Consider the following 21603-nt stretch of genomic DNA (forward strand, 5'->3'; position numbering starts at 1 on the left):
CCATAGATAATCGGTAATCGAATCGATGATCGAATCGGCGAGCGTGCTGAATTGCTATTTGGGGTACGAGGTTAAATGGCGACCAAGGCGACCGAAAACGCTGAAACAAGCACGGAAAATCGGGAAGATAACTCCGACGGACCTTTGATGGATATCACCTCCGCGACCGTCAAGAAGATGATCGCCAAGGCAAAAGAGGTTGGCTACGTTACTTACGACGAGCTGAACAAGGTTCTGCCGTCTGATGAAATGTCTTCTGAACAGATCGAAGACATCATGTCACTTCTTTCCGAGATGGGCATTAATGTCGTCGAGAACGAAGAGACTGACGATTCTAGCGATAATGAAGAAGCAAACGAAGAAGCCGTTACCGGAAACGTCAAAGAAGAGGATGTAGGCCGAACGGATGATCCGGTACGTATGTACCTGCGCGAAATGGGCACGGTTGAACTGCTCTCTCGCGAAGGTGAAATTGCCATTGCGAAGCGTATTGAGGCCGGGCGTGACAAGATGATTGGCGGGATTTGCGAAAGCCCCCTGACCATTCACTCGTTGTTGCATTGGCGTGAAGGCCTGATCGAAGGCAATCTGCTGCTGCGTGATATTATTGATCTCGACGCGACCTATGGAAATGGGCCGAACGACGATGATATTGCTTTTGAAGAAGCCGGCGGTGGCGACAAGACGGATGTCGACGATGAAATTGCCAGCCAGGCTGGTGATAGCAAAAAAGATGACGACGACGATGATGACAAGCCTGCGAAACCGGAAGGTGAAGAAGGCGAGGAATCTCGTGACGGCGATGATGGCGATGATGACGAAGAAGAAAACAACATGTCCCTTGCGGCCATGGAAGAAGCTTTGTTGCCACAGGTTCTTGAAATGTTCGAGAACATCGCCGATACCCAGCAGAAACTGAGCAAAATTCAGGAAAAGCGTCTTGCTTCCCTGCTTGCCGGTGAGCCGGTCGTCGATGCCATTGAAAAGAAATGTACCAAGCTGAAGCAGGAAATGGTTGAGCTGATGGAAGGAGTTCACTTTAACTCCAACCGTCTTGAGCAGCTCATGGACCAGCTTTACGGCCTGAACAAGAACCTGATGTCGCAAGAAGGTAAACTGCTGCGTCTAGCAGAAAAATCCGGTGTTGCCCGCGAAGAATTCCTTGAAACCTATTTCGGAAGCGAACTGCACCCGAACTGGCTTGAGGAAATCAGCGGTTATGCGGGTAAGGGCTGGGCCAAGTTTGCCGAGCGCCATGCTGAAGACATCATGTCGATCCGCGAAAGCATCTCTAAAGTTGCTGACGAAGTAGGGCTGCCTATTCCTGAATTCCGCCGGATCGTGAAAACGGTACAGACCGGAGAGAAGGAAGCTACCAAAGCCAAGACCGAAATGGTCGAGGCCAACCTGCGTCTGGTGATCTCCATTGCCAAAAAATATACCAACCGTGGCCTGCAGTTCCTGGATCTGATCCAGGAAGGAAACATTGGTCTGATGAAGGCAGTGGACAAGTTCGAATACCGCCGTGGATACAAATTCTCGACCTATGCAACCTGGTGGATCCGTCAGGCCATTACCCGCTCTATTGCGGATCAGGCCCGGACAATCCGTATCCCGGTTCACATGATCGAGACCATCAACAAGCTGGTTCGTACCAGCCGCCAGATGCTCCACGAAATTGGCCGCGAGCCACAGCCGGAAGAATTGGCCGAACGTCTGGGCATGCCGCTTGAAAAAGTGCGCAAGGTTCTGAAAATCGCCAAGGAGCCGATCTCTCTTGAAACCCCGATCGGGGACGAGGAAGACAGTCACCTCGGCGATTTCATCGAAGACAAGAATGCGGTTATTCCTCTGGATTCTGCTATTCAGTCAAACTTGCGTGAGACCACAACACGGGTTCTCGCAAGTCTGACACCTCGTGAAGAGCGTGTGCTGCGCATGCGCTTTGGTATCGGGATGAATACGGACCACACGCTGGAGGAAGTCGGGCAGCAGTTCTCTGTGACCCGTGAACGTATTCGTCAGATCGAGGCGAAAGCCCTGCGTAAACTCAAACATCCAAGCCGTTCGCGCAAACTGCGCAGCTTCCTGGATACCTGATCTGGAACTCCTGAAAGTGTCTCAAGCTCACAATCAGGATACCGAAAGTAAAATAGAGGCGTTTTGGAAATCCTGCCGGGAGTATCTCCCGGCGGAGGACCGGGACGCCTCTTTTTCTTCCTGGTCTTTTGGAGATAGCGCCGAGCTGTCAGAAGAACTGTTGAATCTGGTCCTCTCTGGCGACAAAACCGCGACCTGTGGTGCGTTGTTTGACTATGAAGCTGACGGGATCACGCCTCCCAAACAGGGCAGTTACCACATCGTTACAGATTTTTCCGGGACGCCAAGGTGCCTGATACAATTGACGCAGGTTGAACTTTGCGCTTTCAAGGATGTCTCTGCTGATTTTGCCGCCGCAGAAGGAGAAGGCAATCAGAGCCTTGAGGTCTGGCGGGAAGGGCATCAGGCATTTTTTGAACGCCGGGCACGGGACACGGGAAATGTTTTCGATGAAAACATCATGCTGGTCCTTGAGAGATTCAAAATGGTATATGCAGGATCTTAAAGTAGAAGCTTCGCACAATTAATGGCCCAGAACAGGAGAGCGCCGGAATGGATATCACGTTGCTTGGAACCGGCTGCCCGGCAGTCCACACGGAACGTTATGGCGCAGGTCAGCTGATCCGCCATGGTGATACCGAGATCCTGATCGATTGTGGGTCCGGCGTGACCCAACGTCTGGTCGGGGCGGGATCTTCAGGGGCAAAGCTTGAAGCTGTTCTGCTTACCCATCTGCACTCTGACCATCTGATTGATATCTACCAGCTCATTGTTTCGGCCTGGCATCAGGGGCGAACGAAACCACAGCGGATCTATGGGCCCACTGGCACACGCAAGTTTGTCGAAGGCATGATGGCGGTTTGGCGCGAGGAGCTCAATCTGCGCATCAAACATGAACGACGTCCTTCTACCGCAGCGCTGGATCTTGATATTACGGAAATTGAAGCCGGGCAGACGCTGGAATTTGGTGAGATCACAGTTGCTGTCGTCGCGGTGGATCACCAGCCGATCGACCCGGCCTTCGGCTTTATTTTCTCTGCCACCGGGACAAAAATCGCGCTTTCCGGGGATACCACCTATTGCCCGGCGTTGATCGAGGCGGCCAAAGATGTAGACCTGCTGGTGCACGAGGTCTTTGTCCACCGTGAAATGCACGTGGTCGACGGGCTGCGGTCGGCTGAGACGATCGAGGCGGTCGCCGGGTATCACACGCTGTCTCATGAAGTCGGCAAGGTCGCAAGCGCAGCCGGGGTTGGCTGTTTGCTGTTGACCCATATTGTTCCGCCCAACAGCAACCGGGATGAACTGCTTGCCGAAGTGAAACAGAGCTTCAGTGGGCCTGTACTGGTTGGTGAAGATCTGATGCGGGTAGATCCCGTCAATAAAACTGTTGCTTATGGAGTGGCACGGGTATCTTACGCCTGAGGGCAGTCAGGTATCCGACATAAAATCTGTATAAAAAGCAACCGAGGGTTTGAGAATCGTGAATTAACGCTTGAAGATTCAGTTTGTCTGAGCAACATTAGCGACCTCAAGTGGGCCTGTAGTTCAGTTGGTTAGAACCCTCCGCTCATAACGGAGCCGTCGCAGGTTCGAGTCCTGCCGGGCCCACCATTTTTCCCCGTTTCAATAAATCGGAAAACAGTGGCTCTCGCCGACATAAGGTTTTCCCGTTATTTTTTTCTGGCGACAATAAACACGGACATGGCTTTTTCCGGCTGCCAGAGGTGGTCGATTTCAAAACCCGCGGCGGTCAGAGCGTTTTCCATCTCTTTGGCAGTGAAGATCTTGAGCAGGGGCATCAAACCGAAGAATTTTCCGATGGGCGCGATAAACTTGAAGTACTTCATCTTGTCGCCGAGACAGACCGTACTGGTGATAAAGTAGCCACCGGGTTTGAGCATTTTGTAAACCCGGCTGATGACCTCTTCCTTGTTTTCCACAAGGTGCAGAAGACTGAGCGCGAGGACCGCATCAAGGCTTTGGTCCGGCACAGTCAGTTGATCAATGTCGGACTGTTCAAAGGTAACGTTATTAATATTCTGGGCTTTGGCTTTGTCCCGCGCGATCGTCAGCATCCCCGAAGAGATATCCGTTGCCCGGATGTGTTTGACAAAAGAAGCATGGCTGAGAGCGGTTGTGCCTGTGCCACAGCCGATTTCGAGGACGTCCATCTCGGGGTGAAAGTATTCCCGGCTTTTCTGAAGCTTTTGCTGGTAAACGGCTTCATCCGCAACCGGTCGCTTTGAATAGCTGACGGCGATCTTGTCCCAGAAACGTGCCGAATGAGCCATGATATTCCCCCTGAATGTGCTTTGTTTCTACAGGATAAACCCTGCTCTCCAGTATCTCACACGAGATTCTGTGAGACACTAGAGAGACTGGATAAGGCAGAGGAAAATCAATTCCTTGTGAAGATGCCGGGGTTTACCGCGAGGTTGGTTCCGTTTTTAGCTCGCAGCAGCCAGTTTATCCTGCGTTCTGGTGTCAAAGTCGCTGGCATCATGGCGTTCGTGCAGCTGTTCTTCTTCTGGCCCGAAGGTCCGGTTGACCATGCGTCCGCGTTTGACGGCGGGCCGGGCTTTGATTTCCTCTGCCCACCGGGTCACATGTTTGTAGGATTTGGCGTCGAGAAATTCGGTGGCGTCGTACTGATTGTTTGAGACCAGTCCGCCATACCAGGGCCAGATTGCAATATCGGCAATGCTGTATTCGTCACCGCAGATACAGTGGTTGTTTGCCAAATGCCGATCCAGGACATCCAGCTGGCGTTTGACCTCCATGGTAAAGCGGTCAATACAGTACTGGATTTTTTCCGGGGCATAGCTGTAGAAGTGCCCGAAACCACCGCCAACATAAGGGGCGCTGCCCATCTGCCAGAATAGCCAGGATAGACACTCTGTTCGTTTGGCCGGGTCTGTCGGCAGCAGGGCGCCAAATTTTTCGGCGAGATACAGCAAAATGGCGCCGGATTCAAAGACCCGTGTCGGCGTCGGCGTGCTGTGGTCCATCAGGGCAGGAATTTTGGAGTTGGGGTTAACCTCGACAAAACCGCTGCCAAACTGATCTCCGTCCCCGATCTTGATCAGATGGGCGTCGTATTCTGCACCACTAAAACCGAGAGCCAGCAATTCTTCCAGCATCACAGTGACTTTTACACCGTTGGGTGTCGCGAGAGAGTAAAGTTGCAGCGGGTGTTTGCCGATTGGAAGTTTTTTCTCATGCGTCGGGCCTGCAATCGGGCGATTGATCTTGGCAAAGGCACCGCCATTTTCTGACTCCCATTTCCAGACTTTTGGTGGTGTGTATGTGTTTGCTTCACTCACGTCTTGCACTCCGTGTTGTCGGTATCGTCACGTTTGTCAGGTGACATCTATGATGGGGACCGTTCTGAGGTTATTTATCCTGGGGATCACATATAGGAAGCAGCCAGGAGGGATGAAAGGTGTTGGGTGATGAAAAGACCAGCTTGCTCTGACGTGTTTGATCTTATTGTTCATAAGTCTGGATTTTATAGGGCTGAAGTTCCTTGAGGTATTCTGCCAGACTTACCAGGCCAACGCAGGGCATCGCACCGATGAGATCACATTTTTGTGAAGCCAATTTTCTTGCCAGAATAATTGCCGGAATTGTCGGGATCTGTGGTCCGTCGCTATCAAGGGCAATGATATACCAGCTGCGGATGTGAGCTTTGCCCCCCTTGTCTTGCCCGGAAAGGCGGAAAAACATGCCGCCGTCTGCTGTGCCCAAGCGATCAAAATAGTTGCTCGCCCGAAGCAGAAGCTCGGCGTGTTTCTGGAGCTTGAGCGGGAGCCCCCATCGCACGAGCCAAGACAAAATCCAGAGACCAAGATGTAGAGGTGCCAGTTCCAGCCCTGCGGAGAATGTCAGATTCCTGATGGCATATTTCTGTGGGAAAAGATCAAGATCAGGAATATCACAGTTGGCCATCCACCGTTTGCCGAGGACAGGGAAATCTTGCCGGAAAATATTCTGCCAGCCATATCGGGGGATTTTCTGGCAGACAGCAGGTTTCAGGATTTTGCCCGCGTAACCCAGAATACCCCGGGTTGTGGCGAGACCTCGTTCGGCCTTCTGACCGGGACTAATGCCATAGGTACAGTTTTCGATGACAGAAAAAGCGTCCGAAAAATGTTCGATGACCGCAGAGGAGAGCCCGGGTACCGTACTGGCACCACTGATCACCGGGACTTTATTGTCTCGGGCCTCTGCATCGAGGCTGGTGATCCCGGTGACAAAATCCCGGCCATCTGCAAGATCGATATAGGGAATAGCATGCTTGATGCAACACTGCGGAATTGAATAGTCGCTGTCCTGGAAGGGGCCACAGGTATTTATGACCACGGCTGGCTTGAGCTGGGCGAGCTTTTGATCCAGATCGGTAAAGGCATCAAAACAGGCAAAACTTGCCATGCCAGGCGGAAGCTCACGTACCAGAGCCGCTGCCTTGTCAGCATCTCGCCCGGTAATGATAACCGGAAGCGGGGCTGCGGTTCTTCCATTGGTCAGGGCGGTGGCAATGCGTTTGCCAAAATTGCCATAACCGCCAAGAATCAGGATGGGCTGTTGCATGATACCTCTGTAATCTCAAATTCTCCGGCGTAACCAAACGTGACACCGAACAGGGGGTGTTTTGCGTGGGTCCACATACGAAAGGACGTTTCTGTCAGGGCATATTCTTCTGCATGGCCACGACCAATCAGGAGTGACAGGGGGATTGGTATCACAAAACCGAAAAGGCGCCAGACATATCCCCGGTGGCACAGGCATATTTTCTCTCCGTCCCAATCGTAGGACAGTTTCCAGCCAATACCAAAGCGCATGAATTCAACCAGCTGGTTTCCGCTGGACGGCTCCATGGTTGAATGGAAAGTTACCGGGGATTTTCCCGGAAAATGAAACTGGCGTTCTAGGCGGAAGACATTTTTTCGGCAACTTCGGTAGGTCACCGAAACCGGGATTCCCTTGCCAGAATCAGCCACGAGCATGCCAGTCAAACGGGCCAGGACGGAGATCATTGGTGAAACGGTTACATCCAGCGTTCCTTTCGCGATAACAAAATCATCGCTGTAGGGAGGGACGGTGTAGTGCTTTTGCAGAACAGGTGGAAGTTTTTCCCAGTCTGCGCCGAATATTTGTTCAAAAAGAAGGCGCGAAGCCTGTCGGGAAACCTGCATTGAAAAACGGTTCTTTGTAATGCCAGCTGAGAGACGAGGCCAAGGCCCGGTCCGCAAGAAATGGGCTGTTCTTTTGAAGATAGTTCTGTCTTGATGTTTTTATGGATTATCTGCTGCTTAAATGGATTCATATCGTCAGTTCCACCATACTCTTTGGCACAGGAATTGGCAGTGCTTTTTACATGTTTGTTGCCAACCGCAGCAGGGATACGGCTGCAATCTACTTTGTTGTGCGTCATGTGGTGTGGGCAGACTGGATCTTCACCACACCTGCCGTCATCATCCAGCTAGCTACGGGCCTGGCGCTGGTTGAGGTGACAGGGGCAAGTTTTGAGGACGCCTGGCTGTTCTGGGGGGTAACTCTGTATTTCTTTGCCGGTGCCTGCTGGCTGCCAGTGGTCTGGTTACAGATCCGTATGTGTGCCGATTTGCGTGATTGTCTCGAAGATCAGACTGTGCTTCCCGCGCGCTACTGGCGCTATGAGCGCTGGTGGATTGTGCTGGGATCCTTGGCCTTTCCTGCAGTGCTGCTTGTGTTTTACCTTATGGTTTTCAGGCCGCTTGCCTTTTGACTTTACAGGCGATTTTACCAGAAATTCTACATAGGAATTGCAGTGTTCCACGTCACGAGATCTCAAGCAGGTAAATGTGGCGGGGCTGATTTCTTGGTGAGTACGAAAGAACAGTGTAAAATAGGTGTCACCAGAAGGGGCGTGACAAGATTTCTTCACCACAAGATTTTTCAATGAAGGAAAGTTTATGGATCGATTGGGTTTGGAAAATGACCTGCTGGTCGAACTGCTTCACTATTGGAGCAAACAGGCCCTTCCCGGATGTTTACCCGGAAGAAAAGATATTGATCCGCTTGATATCCCCCACCTGTTACCCTTTTGCGAACTGATTGATGTGGAAAAAGAGCCTCTGGATTTTATCTATCGCTTGCTTGGAACAAAAATTGATCACATAACCCGTGAAAAATACACTGGCATGCGAGTCAGTGATATTCCGACCCAACGTGCGCCGAGCCTGATTTTTGATCTCTACAGTCAAGTTGCAAAGAGCGGGAAACCTGTGCGGGCTGTTTTACCCTATGTTGGCGAAAAATTAAAAACCAAGGAAGTAGAATGCCTGGTCCTGCCCCTTGCCGCGAACGGGCAGGATGTTGATATGCTGTTGGGGGGGATTGCACTCTCGAATATGGAAGTTCGGCTGTTGGCGGGTTTATAGTTTATCGTGCTGGTTTCACTAATTCTCCCGACCAACTGCATTGCATTGTTGGTGGGACAAAGCCGGAGGCCGTGCATCGAAGAGTTCTCTTCGCTAGGATCCTCCGGGTGTCTTGTCTTTGTACGTCTACTGTAAACAGTCGACGTAGACGAAGAGGTGTTTGCCCCGTAGCCAGGTGGTAGGGCAGTAGGGCGGCGATTAGTCCCAGGACCCATCCCGGGCGTTGACCAGATGGATGACAGATGAAGGGCTGGTAACCCAATAGCCGTCGAAGGTCTCGCCCAGATCCTCGATCTCGTCACATCTGATGACACCGCTATCCGACAGGACCCTGGCGGCTGCGGCAGTATCGTCGGTCACGATTTCCAGCCATAATTCGGCTTGGCTCATAGTGGGCACTTTGTCGATCCAAAGGTTGTTTGATCCGAATTTAAACCCGACGGAATCACCGGCGGGTCCAGCGATCTGCTCCAGGCCGAGAAGGTCGCGGTAGAACCCAACTGTTGCGTCGTACTGATGCGGAGGTACCTTCATCGCGATGTTCTTGCCACCAGAAAATTTGGGGGTCATTTTCATTTCTCCCTGTTCTGTTTTATTGGGTTCTGTTTTATTGGGTTCTGTTCCTTTGGCTTGGCGAGGGCAGATCTTTGGCCAGCAAGCTCGAGTGCGGGATCACCCTCTGCCGGTTTGCCAGCATCCTGCGTAGCCTTAGCCGGTTGGTCCGCAGCGGGACTGGCAAGGTGCGCCTTCAGGCGGTCGAGGGCGTCATCCCATTTTTCGCCAACAAGCGCCAAGAAGGCGTTTGCCTCTTCCAGCTTTTCCTTTTCAAGACTGTAAAGTGTTTCCCGACCGGATCTTTCTGAGGAGACCAACCGCGCGTCGGTAAGAGTTTTTAGATGTTTACTGATGGCTTGTCTTGATACGTCCATGTCTTCACAAAGCACAGAAATCGACAGGGCATCGGCACTGTACAGTTTTTTGACAAGAGCAAGCCGCCGCTGGTCCCCGAGTGCAGAAAACGTCATTGCGAGGTCAGCTGTCCCGGCTGATTGTGCGGGGTTATTCGACATAGGATTTAATGTTGTTCATTTGCATGGTCCAACCACCCTCGTTCATTCGAAACACATTTATACCCTTGTTGTCCGGCAGCTTGTCGAAGCCACTTTCACGAAGCGTCATCCTTGTTCGGTCTCCTTTGGGTTCCAGCGTGAATTCCACCAGCGTTACCTTGTTCTGGAGATCCGGGTCATCCGGGCTGACAGTTTCATCCATTGGCCAGACGAAACTGAACCGCTTTGGTTGTTCCAGTGTCTCCAGACGCATCCAGAAAGGCAGGCCATGATGACAGGAAGAGGTTACTTTCCCCGTTGTTATCTTGCCGACCTGAAATGGCCCCTGCAGGTCGAGCTGGAACCAGCTGCCGAATTCCTTGTAGTCCGCAAGTGCTTGCCAAACCCGTCCTATTGGGGCGTTAAGGTCGAGGATTCGTTCTATGCTGTTTGTCATATGCAACTCCGTGGTTGCACAAAATATGCTTCAGGGGGAATTAAAATGCAACCATTTTGTTGCGTATCTATGTTGCTGTTAAATTGTCTGGTATCCGTGTCTTCCTCGGTGGCGATTGACGTAAGTCAAGGTCAGTTGAGAAAGTTCCATCTATTATGGTCCTGTAGACGGCAGACATAAGGGAGTAGAGATGTCTCAACATACACCGCACGAACTGGTGGACGAATTCCCGGAATATCGGGATCGCATTCGCGACAAAAAGCTGTCCGATGCCCACTTTGCCAAACTGGCTGATGATTATCACCGGGTTAACCGGATGGTGCATCGTCACGAAAGTGAGGTCGAGGTCTTGAGTGATGACCATATTACCGAGATCAAGAAAGAGCGTCTGGTGCTGAAGGATACAATCTTCTCGTTTTTGTCGGCTTGATTACTTGTTAAATTCCCCAAGAGACTTAGGCTGCCTTCGTGGCAGCCTATTTTTTTGTTGATCGCTCACAAACAGAAAGCTCAGGTCTCAGACCAGAGCCTGAGCAGGTTTGCATAGTTCTTGCTCAGAAGATCAAAGTTGCGGCTTTTGCCCTCCTGATCAAACAGGTTCCGGCGTACCTGATCAAGATCATAGAGAATTTCACGCTGTTCGGCAGAGCGTACGAGGCTCTGGACCCAGCTGACGGCCACGAGCCGTACCCCTTTGGTAACCGGGGCAACCTTGTGGAGTGTGGTTGAGGGGTAGGTAATGGCAGATCCGGCCGGGAGCTTGAATTTTTGTTCCCCCATGGGGCTGTCCATCACCAGTTCTCCTCCTTCATAGCTGTCGGGATCATTGAGAAAAACAGTGAAGGAAACATCGGTTCTCAGTCCCCGATCTGCCCCCATAATCGCGTCATCCACGTGAAAGCCGTATTCCATTCCTGCTTCATAGCGACTGAACAGGGGCGGGCGCATCCGCCGGGGCTGGAGCGCCAGGCCAAATTGGGCATTCTGCTGGAGAGAACGGACCAATACAGCTTTTGCCTGTTGTGCAACCGTATCACGGCTTGAGAGCTGTTGGTTGTTCTTGACCAGACGCGCGTGCCAGCCTGCAGTGAGCTTGCCGTCTTTGAAGGTTCCCTGTTCCAGCAGGCTTTGGATTTTTCCCAGGTCACTTTTGTTGAGCAGGTCGGGAATGACGAGAATCATGTGGTGGCCTCGATAATAATCCAGCAGGAAAAGGGTGTTGAAAGGATAGCCACCCTTTTGCCAAAGGTACAGAGATCCACAAGAAGATACTGGCAAAAAGAATATACATGCCAGAATCTCCAAAGTTCAAAAGAGTCACCCCTCGCTTTAGAGTGAGGTGAGGTGGTTGTCCCAGGCGATGTCAGGGTTTTGATAGAGCAGTTCCCCGCCTTGATAAATTCTGCCCATGCCATCGGAAATGACAAAATCTGCCGGGTTATCCGGACTGGCGGCGACCCCGCCAGCATCGACCAGTTCTTTAATTTCGAGCAGGTTGCCATCGAGGCTGTTCCATATGGCGATGCGATCGCCTCTTGGGGCAGAAGTGGCGATCCGTTTGCCATCTCTGCTGGCAGCAACAGATCCGATATACTGCTTCATGTGGGAAAACGTTTTTGGTGGGGCCGAGAAAACGATTTCATTTCCTCTGCTATGTTTGCCAACCAGGCTGATACTATCTGCGGGGTTCCCTTCATATTGCCCCCCGAACCAGATTGATCCATCCCCGGCTTCTGCCATGTGGCGAATTGAAAGCTGATAGTACTCTGCTGGTAATTTTACCCGCTCAAGCAGGCGACCATCTCTGGCATCAAGATAGACGAGGGACGGCTCCATGGTTGAAAGGTTGAGTTTTTCACGCGGATAGTCCGGATGGGTCAGTATCCCGCCGTTGGCAACAGCGATGGTCTTTTTATCTGACATAAGCAAGGCTTCATGTGGGCCGATACCATGGGTATCAAACTGTCCCAGACGTTTATAACTCTCGCGGGTATCGTAAATGCCCAGTATGCCACGTTCATTTTCATAATCATTTTCAGTGGCATAAAGCAAAGCGCCATCGGGAGAGAAAAAGCCGTGCCCATAAAAATGCAATCCTTGGGGGGGCGTGAAGAACTGCTGCCGGGAGAAAGTCTCAAGATCAAGGGCCAGAGCGATGTGCCCGGGGCGACGGGCAAAGGTCACGGCCTTTTTTCGATCGGGGGATATGGTCGTTGCATGTCCCCGGTTTTCGAGTTTCTCGCTGAAGAGCAACGTTCCATTCGGGTCCAGTACCGCGACAGAAAAGAGTTCTCCAGCTTCCCTGCGTGCAGCAATGAAAGCTGGCTGGCCGCTTCCCGGTTTTGATTGTGCTGCAGCGTTTTTGTCAAAGGGAAGCAAGAATGAAGAGAGAAGTGTTGTAGAGCCTATCCCTGCCAGCAGTTTTCTCCGCGTCATACTGTTCATTGCATTAGTCACCATCAAGGGAGTTGAAACCCAGACTCAGACCGAGATACTCAGGCAGAAGATCTGCGACAATATTTTGTGCGCCAGCGAGAGGGATCAGGCTATAACTCAGACGTTTGTGTGAAGCAGGATCTTTGGTCAGGGCAGACCAGCTCTGGGGTTTTTTCAGCTGTTCAACGAATACCTGGCTTGCCTGATCGATTTCAAAGTCGAGAGAGCTTGTCAGCCGGGGAGCCAATTTTGTCAGTCCGCCCGCTTCGACCAGTTGCCTGATGCTGGTAAGGTCAGCCTGAAGGGCAACAAGCGTCAGGTTGGAACGCCAGAAGGGGGCAAGCTTGGCTTTTGAGGCCGCCGGGTTTTCCCGCAGGGCGTTGGCAAGCTTCATGTCCCGGCTGCTTTGCAGATTTTCGCTGATGACCCGCAAAAAATCCTGCATCGCTTCTGCATCATTTCGATAGGTCGGATTTTCCGGACCGGTGTTGTAAAGCAAATTTGCAAAGCCGTCCGGATTTTTCCATTCAGCAACAATTTCGTCTGCAGTTCGGGTAATCGCCTGTGTGATGCTTACCCCATAGCGGCAGCGGAAATTATCGGCAGAAGCCGTGGCCAGATTTTCAGAACCGCGGCCAAACAGAACATATTCCAGTGCAAGAATCCCCTGTGTAGGGACTGATTTTTTACGTAGATCCTCTACAGCAAGGGCCGTTGGGTCCTGTTGGCTGATCAGCTCTTCAACCTGTTTCAGACCACGGGAGCGCCGATCCGGCCAGAAAAACAATCGTTCCTGACGGTTGTCCGAAATTGCGGGGCCAAGGCGGTACATCTCGACAGCGGACCAGGCGATGACCAGATTCCTGAATTCATCCCGGGTCTGTTGCAGCTGTTCTGGCCCGGGAGCCTGACAGAGAGTTTCAAGCACGCGCCCCTGTGTCATGGCTGCGGTGATCAGTTTTTGATAACCGGGGAGAACCGAATGCTCGACCATCTGTTTCACGACCGGGGCAAAATCCGGTTGAGGGAGAGGCTCCTGTGCTGACAGTCCGTTCTGGAATATACCTGCAAGAAACAAAGACACCGCAAGTAGGCGTAGGCGGGGGGCGAGGCTCGGCATCAGAGGGACTCCAGGAAACGGATCAGGGATTTTCGATCTTCGGGGGACATGGTGACGACCTTGTCTCTGGCACTCTGGGCCTCTCCACCATGCCAGAGCACAGCTTCCAGCAAGTTTCGCGCCCGGCCATCATGAAGAAAATAACTGTGCCCATTTACGGTCTGGGTCAAGCCAATTCCCCAAAGTGGAGCCGTACGCCACTCTCTTCCGGTCGCGTCGCCAACAGGGCGTCCGTCTGCAAGTGCTTCACCCATGTCATGAAGAAGGAGGTCGCTATAGGGCCAGATCAGCTGAAACTGCAGTTCTTTTTGAGGCGCGTTCCGTCGGGTGACAAATTTGGGATGGTGGCAGGAAATACAGCCCGCGGTATAGAACATTTCCTTGCCTGCCAGAACCTCTGGATCATTGACATCCCGGCGGGCAGGAACCGCCAGATTGCGGGAATAGAAGGCAACAAGGTCAAGTACTGGTGCTGGGGCCTCGCTGGTACCTAGGTTTTCCTGTACCCCGTTGGGTTGCTCGAAACAGTCCTTCTGAGCGGCGGTGCAATCCCCCCAATGCGCAAGAACATCGGGGGTCGATATGCCGATGTCGCCAGCAAAAGCATTGGCTGACTGTTGACGAATAGAGCTGTTGGATGCTTTCCAGCCGAAACGTCCAAGCTGTTTTTTATCACTTCCGGGGGCAAGTACCATACTTGCCTTGCCCGAGATTCCATCCTGGTTCTGATCGTCGGGATCGGCGAGAGCCAGAATATCCCCTTCATGAATTGCCTCAAGCAATCCGAGGCCAATCATCGGCTGGGCGATGCGGGGAGACAACATGACATCGTCATCCATTGGGCCATAAGCCAGTTCGCCGACAGAATAACTGGGGTGGCGCAGGGTTGCGGTTTCTCCCCCGGAAAGTTCGATTGTCTCTTCCCTGTAGCTGATCAGCATCCGGCCTTCGGCAGGGAGGCCCGGTGTCGCCTGATCCTGAAGTTGTCCTCCATAGGTAGGTTCAGGGATACGTTGCAGTTGGCCTGATGAGATGGCGGCTTTTTCTTCTTCTGTACGGGGAGGCACCGACAGGCGCAGGAACATCGAGGTGGCAATGTCAGCGTTGCTTTCTGGGGGGTGTCCGCGTCCGTCTTTCAAGTGGCAGCGCTGGCAGGATCTGGCATTGAAGAGGGGGCCGAGACCGTCGGAAGCCCGGGTTGATGAAGGGGAAGAAACCCAGATTTTCTTGAACAGGCCATTGCCAAGCTTGAAGTCACGTTCGCCCTCGAAACTGAGGTTTTCAGAAAAATGTGAAAAGGCATCGCTGTTGACTGTACGGGTCGAAGTTGTGGCTCCAGCCTGTTTTTGCTCAAACCTCTCAGCCGTTGAAAAAAGCTCGGCTGGCTGGATAACGGCAAGGACTTTTTGCAGCTCTTCTTGTGTCAGATCATTACGCCAGGGCTGGGGGGAGGGCTCGGCTGAAACGGCTCCTGAAAATGAAGACAGAAGGATCGCGAGGCAGAAGGTGTTTGTGAGGTGCACAAGCCGCATAAGGTCTGGTTTCATCGTATCTAGTGAGCGCGACCGAGTTTATTTATACAAAGCCGGTATTATTCAAAGCTGGTATTATTCAAAGCTGGTATTATTCAAAGACTGTGGGCAGCTCCGGAAGAGCCGCCCACAGCAGTAACATAGTTTGTGGGGAGGGAAACATGGACAGTTGGTCGCAGTTTACTGTTTCTGTATTTCCCCTTCCCTTCGGTCCTAGTTAAAGACGGCCCCTGGATTGTCGAGGCTGTCAGAACCTTCTACTTCGATAGAGGTCAGACCCAGTGTTGCGACGGCGCGTTCAATAGAGCGGGTCTGATCAATCAGGCCATCAATGGCGGCCTGGACGATGGCGTTGCCAACTGTGTTGCCTGCACCGATCATCTGGTCATAGGCTTCTACAGTTTCAGCACGGGTTTTCATCGCAGCCATGGCGCTGACAGTCGCTTCGAGTTTGGTGACAAGTTCAGCATCAACAGCCGCGTCGCCTGCTTTAACCAGATCGGAAACGGAAGGACCGTTTACTGTTGTACCGTCAATACGTTTGTAGGCACCAAGGTAAACATTCTGGATACCCAACTGGTCGTAATAGTGGGAGTTGTGTGTGTTGTCAGAGAAGCAGTCATGCTCTTCTTCCGGGTCGTTCAGCAGGAGGCCGAGCTTCATGCGTTCGCCTGCCAGTTCTCCATAAGACAGGGAACCCATTCCAGTCAGCATCGCTGTAAGCCCGGCAGCAGGATCATTCAGCAGTGTTGTTCTGGCTTCACCACCGGTTTTCCAGTTGCCAATCATTTCTTCCAGATCAGACATGAGCAGAGTGGACGCAGCCTGAAGATACTGTGCCCGTCGGTCACAGTTGCCGCCTGTGCAGTTTGCAACGTCAAAATCAGTGGCTGGACGAACTCCGGCACCGGCGTTATTTCCGTTAAGATCCTGACCCCAGAGCAGAAATTCAATCGCGTGGTAGCCTGTGGCGACGTTTGCTTCGACTTCTTCTGCCTCATGGAGAGTTTCTGCAAGAAGTTCCGGGGTGATTTCTGTTGCGTCGATTTCCTTGCCATTGACAGTAAGCTTGGCATTGGAGATGACGTTTACAGTGTAAAGCGCATTGTCGTCTGACTCTGAACCGTAAGACGTGTCGACATAATCGATCAGACCTTCATCCAGTGGCCAGGCATTCACGCGACCTTCCCATTCATCAACAATAGGGTTGCCGAAGCGGAACACTTCTGTTTGCTGATAGGGTACCCGGGCTGCCAGCCAGGCTGAGCGCGCGGCTGTCAGACTGTCTTCAGACGGCGCTGTGATCAGATTATTGATTGCGCTGTCGAGCGCTTTGGCGCTTGTCAGGGAGTCTTCATAACCTGCCTGGGCAATGTTGGCATAGTTGTTAAGGACATCAGCGGGGCTAACTGCCTCTGCTGAAGCGGTCGTGGAAAGACCGGTTAGTAACGCGGCAACACCAGCAAGATGTGCGGCTTTCGTCAGTGCATGGTTCAATGTATTTCCCTTTCCTGGACGGGTCAGTTCGCGATTGTAAATCGCCTGAACAACGGCCCTGAAATGTTCGTCAAATCGATAGATTTTGATTATTACTCGCAACTGCTAACACGAATGAGAATGAGTTGCAATTTTGAAAGTGCGATTTTTCGGGGAAAATAAAGTTGGACCTGTGCAATACAGTACGGAAATTCAGAACTTATTCTGGCGCAGTCAGATCCGAAAAGAAGACCAGGCCTCGGGCCATATGACAGCAAAAAAGGCCGGTGTTGCCACCAGCCTTTTAAAATTCCGATGATTTCAGATGTTAGTCTGAATCAGGCAAGCCGCTCTGGGACTGCACATAATTCTGAATTCCGATGCGCTTGATCAGCTCGAACTGTGATTCGAGATAATCGACATGTTCTTCTTCATCAACCAGAATCTGTTTCAGCAGATCGCGGCTGCCGTAATCCTGAACTGATTCACAATGTTTGATGCCCGCCTTGTAAACTTCAACAGCTTCAAGTTCACCAGCAAGATCAGCTTTAAGGATCTCTTCGACATCCTCGCCAATCTTCAGCTTGTTCAGGCTTTGCAGATTCGGGAAACCATCCAGCAGGAGGATGCGGTCAATCAGCTTGTCCGCATGGTGCATTTCTTCGATGGATTCCTTGTACTCATGTTTGCCGAGGGCTTTCACACCCCAGTCATTAAGGAGCTTGGAGTGAAGGAAATACTGGTTAATTGCGGTTAGTTCGTGAGTCAGAGCAATGTTGAGATGCTCGATGACTTTTTTGTCGCCCTTCATAATGCGTTCCTCAATTTTATCTTTTCAGAAAAGGAAATCTCTTTCCTTACGGGGAGTTGATCTGTCTTTTTAGAATGTTTCCAATAATGTAATTTATCCTGGTTTTTTTTCAAGTTTTTTTTGGTTTATTTGACAGAGTTTATCGGGCGAATGTTAAAAATATTCGACCGAGTTGAGTGTCGGTGTGGTGAGGATCGCCCCCAGTTTGCTGAGAGCGATCACCAGGGTTTCTGTTTTTCTTGGCGCCATAATTGATAGTCTGATGTGCTGGTTTCCACTGCCTGTGCGGCTGGAGAAACGCTGTCCGGATGTCACAAGAACCCCGGCGAGTTCGGCCTGTTTGACAAAAAGGTCTACATTGCAGCTGTCGGGGAGTTTGAGCCAGGCGTGTGAACGGCAAAATTTGAGTGAGACCACCTTGTCTGCCAGTTCTGCCCGGGTCAGCTTCTCTCTTTCATCTGCCTGGACGAGAGAGGCATCAATCATTTTTTGTAAGCTGTCGTGGCGCAAAGCCAGTTCAGATGCCGCGACAGCGAGAACCGGGGATACCATCCAGCTTTGGGCTGTGATGCCCTGGGCCATCAGCATGGTGATCTGGGGGGAAGCCACGGAAACGCCGATACGCAGAGAAGGTGTCAGGCGTTTGGCCAGACCTGTCAGATAAATTGCATTGTCCGGAAACAGAGCGGCATAGGGAGGAGGAGCGTCGGGGTAAAGAAATCCATAGATGTCATCTTCGATGACAAGCACATCGTATTTTTTTGCGATCTCGCCAATCTGTAATCGGCGTTCGAGCGGCGTGGTGATGCAGGTCGGATTATGTCCGGTGGGTGTCGTCACCAGCAATCGCAAGCGCCCGGCCTGACAGAGCCTTTCAAAATCGACGGGGTCTATTCCCCGGTCATCACATTCAACTATGACGCTGGAGAGACCGGCCTGACTGAGCGCGGCTGAAACACCCGGATAACACAAGGGTTCCAGGCAAATGGTGTCCCCCGGTGATGTCAGGCGATTCAGGGCGGTAAAAATTCCGTTCTGGGCACCGTGATTAATCAGCAGTCGTTCTTCACCGACCTGCTGCAGGCATGCGGGAAGAAAAGCACGCATCGCCAGTTTTTGCGCGGCAGTTCCATAGCCATCGCGATAGGTCATAAGGGTCAGGGAAGAAGCTTTGTCTGCGGTGCGTCGCAGGGCCCAACGCAGCAGATCTTCACCTTCTTCGTTGGTAATGGCATTCATGGCAAGGTCAATAACCCCGATATCAGCCAGATTACTATCGCTTTTGCGAGAGGAGGACGGGCGGGGCAGGATGATATCGGCGCCGATGCTGGCCTCTTCGCGAACAAAAGTACCGCGACCGACTTCCGCGGTGACCATGCCTCTACGCTCAAGTGCTGCGTATACACGGGACATGGTCCCCAGACTGCAGCCTGCTTGCCAGGCAGCATCCCGCAGGGGAGGAAGCTTTTCCCCGGGTTGCAGTGTTCCTTCGCGGATGGCCTGGCGAAAGAGACTTTCCAGCTGGCTATATTTCTGTCCCGTGGCGGGAGCACGGGATTTTATGAGAGAAAGAATTGTCATAGGAACAATATAAATATTGTTCAATGAACAATGCAAGCGGATATATAAGGGGATCCGGGGGCAGAAATATCCTGAAGTGCTCCGGACGTTAAGTAACTCTGGCGGAATTTAGAATCATGCTTTCAGAAAACATTATACCTGCGTGGATCTTTGCTGTCGTGATGTCAGGAACACCGGGACCCGCAAACATGATTCTGATGGCAACAGGCGCAGCTTTGGGATTTCGCCGGGCATTGCCTTTTACCTGTGGTGTTTTTATCGGGTTTACAGTGGTGCTTGCTGTTGCGGGGTTTGGCATCACTGCACTGCTGGATGGTTTCCCGGCCCTGGGGCCAGTGATAACTGTGGGAAGCAGCTGTTACCTTTTGTATCTGGCCTGGAAAATCGCCCGTATTGATCTGAAAAAGACGTCGGGGGATGTGGCGGCAAAGACTGTCGGATTGGTCAATGGCCTGATTGTTCACCCAATGAACCCAAAAGCCTGGTTGATGGCAACAACCGTTTTTGCCCAGTTTTCAGACCACTCCAGGCCAGCCTGGGAACAGTGGCTGGTCATGAGTGTGATTTTCTTCTTTGGCGGTTTTCCAACCAACTGTATCTGGACCTGGGGTGGAGATCGTCTGATATCCTCTATCCAGAGTCCGGGGCGGCGGCTTGCTGTAAATTTGTTTCTGGCAATATCCACGGTCGCAATTGTTGCCTATATGGCCTTTAACCAGTTTGTCGTGGTGTAAAACCGAAACAAAAACCGACCTGATCGGCGTTCTTTTAAGATCTGGTCAGAAAAAAACGAGAGAGGAAATCCTCTCCCGTACAGTAGGGTCGATAGAGCTTCTCTGGTCACAAAGTTGGCGATGACCAGATCGCGAAAACCTCCGGTTTTTTCCCCATTCAGCGTAGAAGCCAGTCAGGGCCGAAGATACCTCATGTTCCGAAACAAAAGACAGTTGGCTGACTTTCGCCCGATACAGGATTGAAAGAAGACTAGGGCGAGGTCAGGAAGCGGGCAATAATCCGTTGTCGTACAGCGCAATATTTGTAAATATATTTATCAATCGAAAAACATATTTGTGAATGTTGTAAAAGATATGGCGCGTCAGATATTCGCAGGGCGGAAAATCCGCCACCTCCGGGCACAGTTGGGCCTGACCCAGGTGGCAATGGCAGGGCAGCTGGATATTTCAGCGGCCTATCTCAATCTAGTTGAGCATAACCAGAGACCTCTTTCAAGAAAGCTGCAGAAAAAACTCGAGAGTGTCTTGCCAGTCAAAGAGGGGGAGCTCTCTGGTGGGGAGGAAGCAAGAATGCTTTCGGCCCTGGAAGAACTTTTTTCGGATCCCCTTTTCGATCGCAACCGTCCTGGTGGGGCAACCCTCGGTGACTTTGTTGCGGTTCACCCCGAGATTTGCCGGGCGGTGCTCAAACTGTACCGGGCATTTCGCAATGCGCGTGAGGATCGCCTCAAGGCCCGGGAAAGCCTCTCTGCGGACCCGTATTTTGCGGATACCAGTCACAAGCTGTTGACCCAGTTGACGTCCATACGGTCCTTTGCCGAAATACTTCAGGATAACGACGATCTTTCTGATCATCAGCGCGGACGTTTTACAGATGTTCTGGTGGATGAAAGTAAAAAGCTTACCTTGATGGTTGGAGAATTGTTTGATTTTATCAATGGAGAGTCTCTGGAATCATCCAGCCTGAGTGAAACCCCCACGGATGAAGTGGTGGATATGCTTTCGGTTAATGACCACTATTTTCCCGAGCTGGAAGACGCGGCTGAACAGTTGCGGGAAAGAATAGGCAATCCCCAACCCTACGGACTTTTTGATGCCTTGGTCCACTATCTGGATGAACAGCTGGGAATATCTGTCGAGATTGTTCCGGTGACAACGCAACCCTCGCTAAAAAAAGGCATGTGGGAGCTGGAAGGAGAGGACGGTGGTGTACTTCGCCTGATGGAGACACTCTCGGTCAGTTCTCTGGTCTTCCGCCTTGCCCGGGTCGTTGCCGAAGTTGCCTATGCTGACGTTTTGGAAAAAACGCTGGCGCGCGGACATGTGAGCAGCGACGAGGCGCGGCGGCTCTGCCTGAAAGCACTGGGGAGTTATTTTGCCGGAGCCTTGATGATGCCATATGCGGCTTTTCGTCAGGCCGCACTTGAATTGCGCCATGATATTGATCTGTTGCGGCGGCGTTTTCGGGTCGGTTTTGAGCAGGTTTGCCACCGCCTGACCACCTTGCAAAAACCGCAGGAGGAAGGGGTGCCATTCCACTTTGTCCGGGTTGATCTTGCCGGACAGATTTCCAAACGCTTTAGTGCCTCAGGATTAAGAATCCCGCGCTATGGTGTGCTGCCTGCGCAATGGGGGGTTCAGGATGCCTTCCTTAAACCGGGAAGAATCAGTACCCATTCTATGCGGGCGGAAGACATGGCCATATATTTTTCGATCACCCGCACAGTTACAAAACCAGGTACCATGGTGGGGCAAGCAGGAAACACCTTTGCTGTCAGCCTGGGGTGTGAGGTATCCTTCGCGCGCCATATGGTTTATGCCGATGGCCTGGATTTCACGCATCCTGACAGTGTACTGCCCCCGGTAAAAAAATAAATTGCAG

Annotated in this window: 22 protein-coding genes and 1 tRNA gene; 9 read left to right on the forward strand and 14 right to left on the reverse strand. The window is 51.9% G+C overall.

The features are described from left to right. The first annotated feature begins 75 nt into the window (after positions 1-75). The 4 genes from rpoD to O4H49_RS00555 all read left to right on the forward strand — a co-directional run bounded on the left by rpoD (position 76) and on the right by O4H49_RS00555 (position 3714). Entirely contained in the window at positions 76-2100 is a 2025-nt protein-coding gene (gene rpoD / locus O4H49_RS00540; protein WP_269421454.1) for an RNA polymerase sigma factor RpoD, read from the forward strand. A gap of 16 nt (positions 2101-2116) precedes the next feature. Beyond that, on the forward strand, positions 2117-2605 hold the full coding sequence (locus tag O4H49_RS00545) for an ASCH domain-containing protein (RefSeq protein ID WP_269421455.1): 489 nt from the start codon (positions 2117-2119) through the stop codon (positions 2603-2605). A 47-nt stretch (positions 2606-2652) separates the two neighbouring features. Then, positions 2653-3525 carry an MBL fold metallo-hydrolase gene (locus O4H49_RS00550; protein ID WP_269421456.1) on the forward strand — a complete coding sequence of 291 codons (873 nt, stop codon included), beginning with the start codon at positions 2653-2655 and terminating at the stop codon, positions 3523-3525. A gap of 112 nt (positions 3526-3637) precedes the next feature. Beyond that, positions 3638-3714, forward strand: a tRNA-Ile gene (locus tag O4H49_RS00555). Between the two features lie 59 nt (positions 3715-3773). Here the strand turns inward: O4H49_RS00555 and O4H49_RS00560 are convergent. The 4 genes from O4H49_RS00560 to O4H49_RS00575 form a co-directional block, all read right to left on the reverse strand. Next, positions 3774-4394 (reverse strand): class I SAM-dependent methyltransferase, encoded by a 621-nt coding sequence (locus O4H49_RS00560; RefSeq protein ID WP_269421457.1) that lies wholly within the window; start codon positions 4392-4394, stop codon positions 3774-3776. 156 nt (positions 4395-4550) lie between these two features. Next, complete coding sequence (gene yghU, locus O4H49_RS00565; protein WP_269421458.1) at positions 4551-5426, reverse strand: glutathione-dependent disulfide-bond oxidoreductase; 876 nt, start codon at positions 5424-5426, stop codon at positions 4551-4553. Between the two features lie 163 nt (positions 5427-5589). Then, positions 5590-6693 (reverse strand): saccharopine dehydrogenase family protein, encoded by a 1104-nt coding sequence (locus O4H49_RS00570; protein ID WP_269421459.1) that lies wholly within the window; start codon positions 6691-6693, stop codon positions 5590-5592. Next, positions 6675-7298, reverse strand: a complete 624-nt coding sequence (locus O4H49_RS00575) for a DUF4166 domain-containing protein (protein ID WP_269421460.1) — start codon at positions 7296-7298, stop codon at positions 6675-6677. Before O4H49_RS00575 ends, O4H49_RS00570 begins: the two co-directional genes overlap by 19 nt. Positions 7299-7399: 101 nt before the next feature. Here O4H49_RS00575 and O4H49_RS00580 point away from each other — a divergent pair, with 101 nt between their 5' ends. Both O4H49_RS00580 and O4H49_RS00585 read left to right on the forward strand, forming a co-directional pair. Continuing rightward, positions 7400-7870, forward strand: a complete 471-nt coding sequence (locus O4H49_RS00580) for a DUF2269 family protein (RefSeq protein ID WP_269421461.1) — start codon at positions 7400-7402, stop codon at positions 7868-7870. A 187-nt stretch (positions 7871-8057) separates the two neighbouring features. Beyond that, entirely contained in the window at positions 8058-8525 is a 468-nt protein-coding gene (locus tag O4H49_RS00585; RefSeq protein ID WP_269421462.1) for a PAS domain-containing protein, read from the forward strand. Positions 8526-8723: 198 nt separating this feature from the next. Here the strand turns inward: O4H49_RS00585 and O4H49_RS00590 are convergent, their stop codons facing one another. From O4H49_RS00590 to O4H49_RS00600, 3 genes are read right to left on the reverse strand one after another with little or no spacing between them, the layout of a single operon-like run. Beyond that, complete coding sequence (locus O4H49_RS00590) at positions 8724-9095, reverse strand: VOC family protein (protein WP_269421463.1); 372 nt, start codon at positions 9093-9095, stop codon at positions 8724-8726. Positions 9096-9097: 2 nt separating this feature from the next. After that, entirely contained in the window at positions 9098-9550 is a 453-nt protein-coding gene (locus O4H49_RS00595; RefSeq protein WP_269421464.1) for an ArsR/SmtB family transcription factor, read from the reverse strand. 34 nt (positions 9551-9584) lie between these two features. Then, positions 9585-10031: an SRPBCC family protein gene (locus O4H49_RS00600; protein ID WP_269421465.1), complete on the reverse strand. Its 447-nt coding sequence runs from the start codon at positions 10029-10031 to the stop codon at positions 9585-9587. Positions 10032-10221: 190 nt separating this feature from the next. On the opposite strand from O4H49_RS00600, the gene O4H49_RS00605 reads away from it, so the two are divergent. Continuing rightward, on the forward strand, positions 10222-10461 hold the full coding sequence (locus O4H49_RS00605) for a YdcH family protein (RefSeq protein ID WP_269421466.1): 240 nt from the start codon (positions 10222-10224) through the stop codon (positions 10459-10461). An 80-nt stretch (positions 10462-10541) separates the two neighbouring features. Here the strand turns inward: O4H49_RS00605 and O4H49_RS00610 are convergent, their stop codons facing one another. The 7 genes from O4H49_RS00610 to O4H49_RS00640 form a co-directional block, all read right to left on the reverse strand. Then, on the reverse strand, positions 10542-11309 hold the full coding sequence (locus O4H49_RS00610; protein ID WP_269421467.1) for a Fe2+-dependent dioxygenase: 768 nt from the start codon (positions 11307-11309) through the stop codon (positions 10542-10544). A gap of 51 nt (positions 11310-11360) precedes the next feature. Next, entirely contained in the window at positions 11361-12467 is a 1107-nt protein-coding gene (locus O4H49_RS00615) for a DUF1513 domain-containing protein (RefSeq protein WP_269421468.1), read from the reverse strand. 13 nt (positions 12468-12480) lie between these two features. Then, on the reverse strand, positions 12481-13587 hold the full coding sequence (locus tag O4H49_RS00620; protein ID WP_269421469.1) for an imelysin family protein: 1107 nt from the start codon (positions 13585-13587) through the stop codon (positions 12481-12483). Continuing rightward, a complete protein-coding gene (locus O4H49_RS00625; RefSeq protein WP_269421470.1) occupies positions 13587-15134 on the reverse strand; it encodes a di-heme oxidoredictase family protein in 1548 nt (515 codons plus the stop codon). Before O4H49_RS00625 ends, O4H49_RS00620 begins: the two co-directional genes overlap by 1 nt. A gap of 198 nt (positions 15135-15332) precedes the next feature. After that, positions 15333-16616 (reverse strand): imelysin family protein, encoded by a 1284-nt coding sequence (locus O4H49_RS00630; protein WP_269421471.1) that lies wholly within the window; start codon positions 16614-16616, stop codon positions 15333-15335. 307 nt (positions 16617-16923) lie between these two features. Beyond that, positions 16924-17406, reverse strand: a complete 483-nt coding sequence (gene bfr / locus O4H49_RS00635) for a bacterioferritin (RefSeq protein ID WP_020592562.1) — start codon at positions 17404-17406, stop codon at positions 16924-16926. A 153-nt stretch (positions 17407-17559) separates the two neighbouring features. After that, positions 17560-18987: a PLP-dependent aminotransferase family protein gene (locus O4H49_RS00640; RefSeq protein WP_269421472.1), complete on the reverse strand. Its 1428-nt coding sequence runs from the start codon at positions 18985-18987 to the stop codon at positions 17560-17562. A gap of 116 nt (positions 18988-19103) precedes the next feature. Between O4H49_RS00640 and O4H49_RS00645 the strand changes: the two genes are divergently transcribed. Both O4H49_RS00645 and O4H49_RS00650 read left to right on the forward strand, forming a co-directional pair. Beyond that, on the forward strand, positions 19104-19721 hold the full coding sequence (locus O4H49_RS00645; RefSeq protein WP_269421473.1) for a LysE family translocator: 618 nt from the start codon (positions 19104-19106) through the stop codon (positions 19719-19721). 354 nt (positions 19722-20075) lie between these two features. After that, positions 20076-21596, forward strand: coding sequence for a helix-turn-helix domain-containing protein (locus O4H49_RS00650; RefSeq protein WP_269421474.1), 1521 nt, complete (start codon positions 20076-20078; stop codon positions 21594-21596). Positions 21597-21603 lie beyond the last annotated feature (7 nt).

It is taken from the genome of Kiloniella laminariae, assembly GCF_027214005.1.
Classification (GTDB): domain Bacteria; phylum Pseudomonadota; class Alphaproteobacteria; order Kiloniellales; family Kiloniellaceae; genus Kiloniella; species Kiloniella laminariae_A.

Coding starts and splice junctions, on each gene's coding strand:
- rpoD (WP_269421454.1), top strand. CDS start 76: ATGGCGACCAAGGCGACCGAAAACGCTGAAACAAGCACGGAAAATCGG.
- O4H49_RS00550 (WP_269421456.1), top strand. CDS start 2,653: ATGGATATCACGTTGCTTGGAACCGGCTGCCCGGCAGTCCACACGGAA.
- O4H49_RS00560 (WP_269421457.1), bottom strand. CDS start 4,394: ATGGCTCATTCGGCACGTTTCTGGGACAAGATCGCCGTCAGCTATTCA.
- O4H49_RS00570 (WP_269421459.1), bottom strand. CDS start 6,693: ATGCAACAGCCCATCCTGATTCTTGGCGGTTATGGCAATTTTGGCAAA.
- O4H49_RS00575 (WP_269421460.1), bottom strand. CDS start 7,298: ATGCAGGTTTCCCGACAGGCTTCGCGCCTTCTTTTTGAACAAATATTC.
- O4H49_RS00580 (WP_269421461.1), top strand. CDS start 7,400: ATGGATTATCTGCTGCTTAAATGGATTCATATCGTCAGTTCCACCATA.
- O4H49_RS00585 (WP_269421462.1), top strand. CDS start 8,058: ATGGATCGATTGGGTTTGGAAAATGACCTGCTGGTCGAACTGCTTCAC.
- O4H49_RS00590 (WP_269421463.1), bottom strand. CDS start 9,095: ATGACCCCCAAATTTTCTGGTGGCAAGAACATCGCGATGAAGGTACCT.
- O4H49_RS00595 (WP_269421464.1), bottom strand. CDS start 9,550: ATGACGTTTTCTGCACTCGGGGACCAGCGGCGGCTTGCTCTTGTCAAA.
- O4H49_RS00600 (WP_269421465.1), bottom strand. CDS start 10,031: ATGACAAACAGCATAGAACGAATCCTCGACCTTAACGCCCCAATAGGA.
- O4H49_RS00605 (WP_269421466.1), top strand. CDS start 10,222: ATGTCTCAACATACACCGCACGAACTGGTGGACGAATTCCCGGAATAT.
- O4H49_RS00615 (WP_269421468.1), bottom strand. CDS start 12,467: ATGACGCGGAGAAAACTGCTGGCAGGGATAGGCTCTACAACACTTCTC.
- O4H49_RS00620 (WP_269421469.1), bottom strand. CDS start 13,587: ATGCCGAGCCTCGCCCCCCGCCTACGCCTACTTGCGGTGTCTTTGTTT.
- O4H49_RS00625 (WP_269421470.1), bottom strand. CDS start 15,134: ATGAAACCAGACCTTATGCGGCTTGTGCACCTCACAAACACCTTCTGC.
- bfr (WP_020592562.1), bottom strand. CDS start 17,406: ATGAAGGGCGACAAAAAAGTCATCGAGCATCTCAACATTGCTCTGACT.
- O4H49_RS00640 (WP_269421472.1), bottom strand. CDS start 18,987: ATGACAATTCTTTCTCTCATAAAATCCCGTGCTCCCGCCACGGGACAG.
- O4H49_RS00645 (WP_269421473.1), top strand. CDS start 19,104: ATGCTTTCAGAAAACATTATACCTGCGTGGATCTTTGCTGTCGTGATG.
- O4H49_RS00650 (WP_269421474.1), top strand. CDS start 20,076: ATGGCGCGTCAGATATTCGCAGGGCGGAAAATCCGCCACCTCCGGGCA.